Below are 4353 nucleotides of genomic sequence, written 5' to 3' on the forward strand. Positions count from 1 at the left end.
CTTCAAGTATTGCAACTAATGTAACCTCTGGAAGATCTAGACCTTCTCTTAATAAATTAATACCAACTAATACATCAAATTCTCCATTTCTTAGTCCTTTAACAATTTCAACTCTTTCTATAGTTGATATTTCAGAGTGCATATATTTTACTCTTATACCTAAATCAGTATAATAATCAGTCAACTCTTCTGCCATTTTTTTTGTCAAAGTTGTAACTAGGACTCTTTCTCCTTTTTTCACTCTTTCATTTATATCATCCATCAAATTATCTACTTGATTTTCCGTAGGTCTAATTTCTATAGTAGGTTCAACTATACCTGTTGGTCTAACTATTAATTCTACTACTTCATCCCCTGATTCATTTAATTCATAATCACTAGGTGTAGCAGAAACATATACTACTTGATTTACTTTAGAGAAAAATTCTTCACTTCTTAATGGTCTATTATCTAAAGCTGAAGGTAATCTAAAACCATGATTTACAAGCATTTCTTTTCTACTTCTATCTCCATTATACATTCCTCCAATTTGTGGAACCATAATATGTGATTCATCTAAGAATACTATAGGATCTTCTGGAAAATAGTCTAATAAAGTATATGGAGCTTCGCCTTCTTTTTTACCTGTTAAATATCTTGAATAATTTTCCATACCTTTACAATATCCTATTTCTCTTATCATTTCAATATCATATTCTGTTCTTTGTTTTATTCTTTGAGCTTCAAGTATTTTACCCTCTTTTTCAAATTCTTCTATTCTAATATCTAAATCTTTTCTTATTTCTTCGACTAAGACACTATTTCTAACTTCTGATAAATAGTGCGTTGCTGGCATAAGATTTAACCTCTTTACGTCTCTTACTTTTTTATAAGTCAAAGTATGTAATTCTGAAATAGAATCTATATCTTCATCAAAAAATTCTATCCTATATACAACATCTTGATATATAGGGTATATATCAATTGCATCACCTTTTACTCTAAACTTCCCTCTTTCAAGTACCATATCATTTCTTTCATATCTTAAATTTAAAAGAGCTTTTATTAACTTTTCTCTAGTATAATCATTTTGAGTCACATCTAAGTATACACTATTACTTGAATATGAATTAGGAGAACCCAATCCATATATAGCAGAAACAGAAGCAATAACTATTACATCCTTTCTATTCAAAAGAGCAGCAGTAGCTGCGTGAGTTAGTTTATCTATCTCTTCATTTATTGCTGCATCTTTTTCTATATATGTATCTGTAGATTGTATATACGCTTCTGGTTGATAATAATCATAATAAGAAACAAAATATTCAACTGCATTTTCAGGAAAAAATTGTTTATATTCATTATATAATTGGGCTGCAAGTATTTTATTTGGAGCCATAATTAAGGCAGGACGCCCTAATTCTTTTATAACGTTTGCTATAGTAAAAGTTTTTCCACTTCCTGTAACTCCTAATAATATTTGATCACTTATCCCATTTTTTATATTTTTAACTATTTGTTTTATAGCCTTTGGTTGATCTCCTGTTGGCTCATATTTTGAATTTAATTTAAATTCCATATTTTCCTTCTTTATTTTAAATTTTCCTTAATTTGTTCTAACACATTCTTAGGATTATTTAATAAAGTTTCATATCTAAAGAATATAGTTCCTTTAACTTCTGGGTAAGATTCATTTAACTTTAATTGTTTAGTTGTTTCTTCACTATCTTCCCATTCATTAACCTTATATGTCCCTTGTCCTACATATAGAGGAGTATTTGTTTCACGTGCTTTTTGAGACCACCATTTAACTAATTCTGAATAATCGGCTTTACTATGTCCTATTTTCCAATATATTTGTGGAGCTATATAATCAACCCATCCTTCTTTCATCCATTCTATACTATCTGCATAAAGTGAATCGTAAGATTGAAGTCCTTTAGTGTCAGATCCTGTTAAATCATTATCCTTATTTCTCCAAATACCAAACGGAGAAACTCCAAATGATATTCCTGGTTTAATTTTATGAACAGATACAGATAAATTCTTTATCATATTATTTACATTATCTCTTCTCCAATCTGCTTTATTATCAAAATTTTTCCCATATATTTCATATTCTTTATCATCTACGTTTTCAGGTAAACTTGAAGTAGCTGATGGATATGGATAGAAATAATCATCTAAATGTAATCCATCTATATCATATTTACTAACTATATATTCTATTTCTTTTGAAACATATTTAACTACTTCTGGATTACCAGGATTCATATAAAACTTATTATCATAAGTAAATATCCATTCAGGATGTTTTTTTACTACACTTTTACTTGATAATTTATCTAAGTCTAAATTCATTGATGATCTATATGGATTTATCCAAGCATGTAATTCAAGCCCTCTACTATGTGCTGCTTCTATTGCATATTCTAAAGGATCAAATCCAGGATATTTATCTTGAATTCCTGTTAAATATATAGACCAAGGTTCATTTTCTGATAAATAGAAAGCATCTGCTGTAGGTCTAACGTGAAAAAATACAGCATTTAATCCCCAAGATTTAACATTATCCATTATTGTATCTATTTCTTTTTTTTGAGATTCTGCACTTGAAGTATGTGGAAAATCAAGTCTTGCCACAGTTGCCACCCAAACACCTTTTAAATTATTGTTTAATACTCTTTGATTTCTATCAAATACATTTGTTTTTAAATTTTCATTTGATAAAATTTCTTCATTATCAATTTTTGAAGTTTCTTCATTTATTTTATGTATATCTTTAACTTCTGATTTTTTTTCTTTTTCTAAATCTTCTATTTTAATTAGTGTTATTTCACCTTCTTTTTTTGTTTCATCAAAATTCAATTCATATTTAGGATTGTATTCTTTGTATAAGTCTTTCTTAGTTTCTTCTGTTGTTGAACATGAAATTAAAAAAGCAACTGAAACTAATCCAAAAATTATTTTTTTCATTTTCCCTCCTATTTTTTTACTAATCCAACTCCATCTCCATAAGGTAATAATACAAAATCCGTATTATCATTCAAATACTTTATGAAGCTTTTTAAATTATTGATTATAGTTTTATACCTCTTAGGCATTTCTATTTCTGCAACGTACCCTCTAAACATAATGTTATCTATAAAAATTAGACCACCATCATTTAACATTTTATACGAATATTCAAAAAATTCTCTGTATTTTGACTTAGATGCATCTATGAATATGAAATCATATTTATTACCTTCAAGTTTAGGTAATTCAACTAATGCATCCCCTTTAATAGAGTTTACATAATTATTTAAATTAAATTTTTCAAAATTTAATCTTGATTTTTCATATCTATCATCATCTATTTCTATAGTTGTTAATTTCCCATTATTACTTTTAGCAATTTGAGCTAAAAATATTCCTGAATAACCAACAGCTGTTCCAATTTCTAATATATTTTGTGCTTTTATACTACTTGCCATAAATATCATAAATTTTAAAACATCTCTTGTAATTATAGGGACATTTTCATCTATTGAATTTTTTTCTAATTTCAAAATTTCTTCATCATCAAATTTAACTAAATCTTGTACAAATTTAGTAGAATTTAAAAAATTTTCTATCATTTTTACCTCTCAATCGTACTATTATTTTAACATATTTCAAAAAGTACTTCAATAGATATAAGGGGTAATAAGTATTTATTTTAGGTTATTAATAAATATTTTTAAACTTTAAAATATAATTTAAAAATATATTTTTGTTAATAGTTTTAATATTGATTCGATTAATATTTTTCTATATTTCAATTTTTTTTAATATTATTTTTTATACCACTTTATTTTCTCTTATAAATCAACACTTTTTACTATTTTTCTATTTAATATCTTTATTTATCATCTTTTTAAATAAGATTAATAAATAAAATTCCTAAATTAAAAAATGTAGCTTCAAACTTCTAATTTTGTTGCTACATTATTTTATAATTTCATTTTAATTTTTTTACTAAATTTTCTAAATCTTCAACTTTTTGAGTTAAATTTTTAATTTCTAAATCTTCATCATTATAACTTATTCCAAATTGATAAGCTAAACCTAAACCAACTGAAAATTGAACTTTAGTGTTAATTGAACTATTTAGTCTAGCGATTACATTTCCATTAGGATCTCCACCACTTACTCCTAAAGCAAAAGCGTGTTCTCTACCATACATTCCATATCCAAATGAAATATTTAAAATTCTATCATCAGTAATATTAATTTGTGGTAAGCTTGAAATTGCAATAGCACTTGCTATACCAGCATTAGCTTTAACACTTTTTTCATTTATATTATTAAATACTTGTAATTTTTCATTTGATTTTATTAAATCAATAGTAT

Annotated in this window: 4 protein-coding genes; all 4 read right to left on the bottom strand. The window is 25.9% G+C overall.

Going from position 1 to position 4353, the window contains the following annotated elements; translation table 11 throughout:
- The coding region (uvrB, locus tag ACWYO2_RS04940) for an excinuclease ABC subunit UvrB (protein ID WP_455515377.1) at positions 1-1558 on the bottom strand (1558 nt) is incomplete at its 3' end.
- Between the two features lie 11 nt (positions 1559-1569).
- Positions 1570-2955: a glycoside hydrolase family 10 protein gene (locus tag ACWYO2_RS04945; protein WP_455515378.1), complete on the bottom strand. Its 1386-nt coding sequence runs from the start codon at positions 2953-2955 to the stop codon at positions 1570-1572.
- Positions 2956-2963: 8 nt separating this feature from the next.
- Positions 2964-3599, bottom strand: coding sequence for an O-methyltransferase (locus ACWYO2_RS04950; protein ID WP_455515379.1), 636 nt, complete (start codon positions 3597-3599; stop codon positions 2964-2966).
- Positions 3600-3961: 362 nt separating this feature from the next.
- Positions 3962-4353: YadA-like family protein (locus tag ACWYO2_RS04955; protein WP_455515380.1), on the bottom strand; the 392-nt coding region annotated here is incomplete at its 5' end.

The sequence above is a fragment of the Pseudostreptobacillus sp. genome (assembly GCF_977040545.1).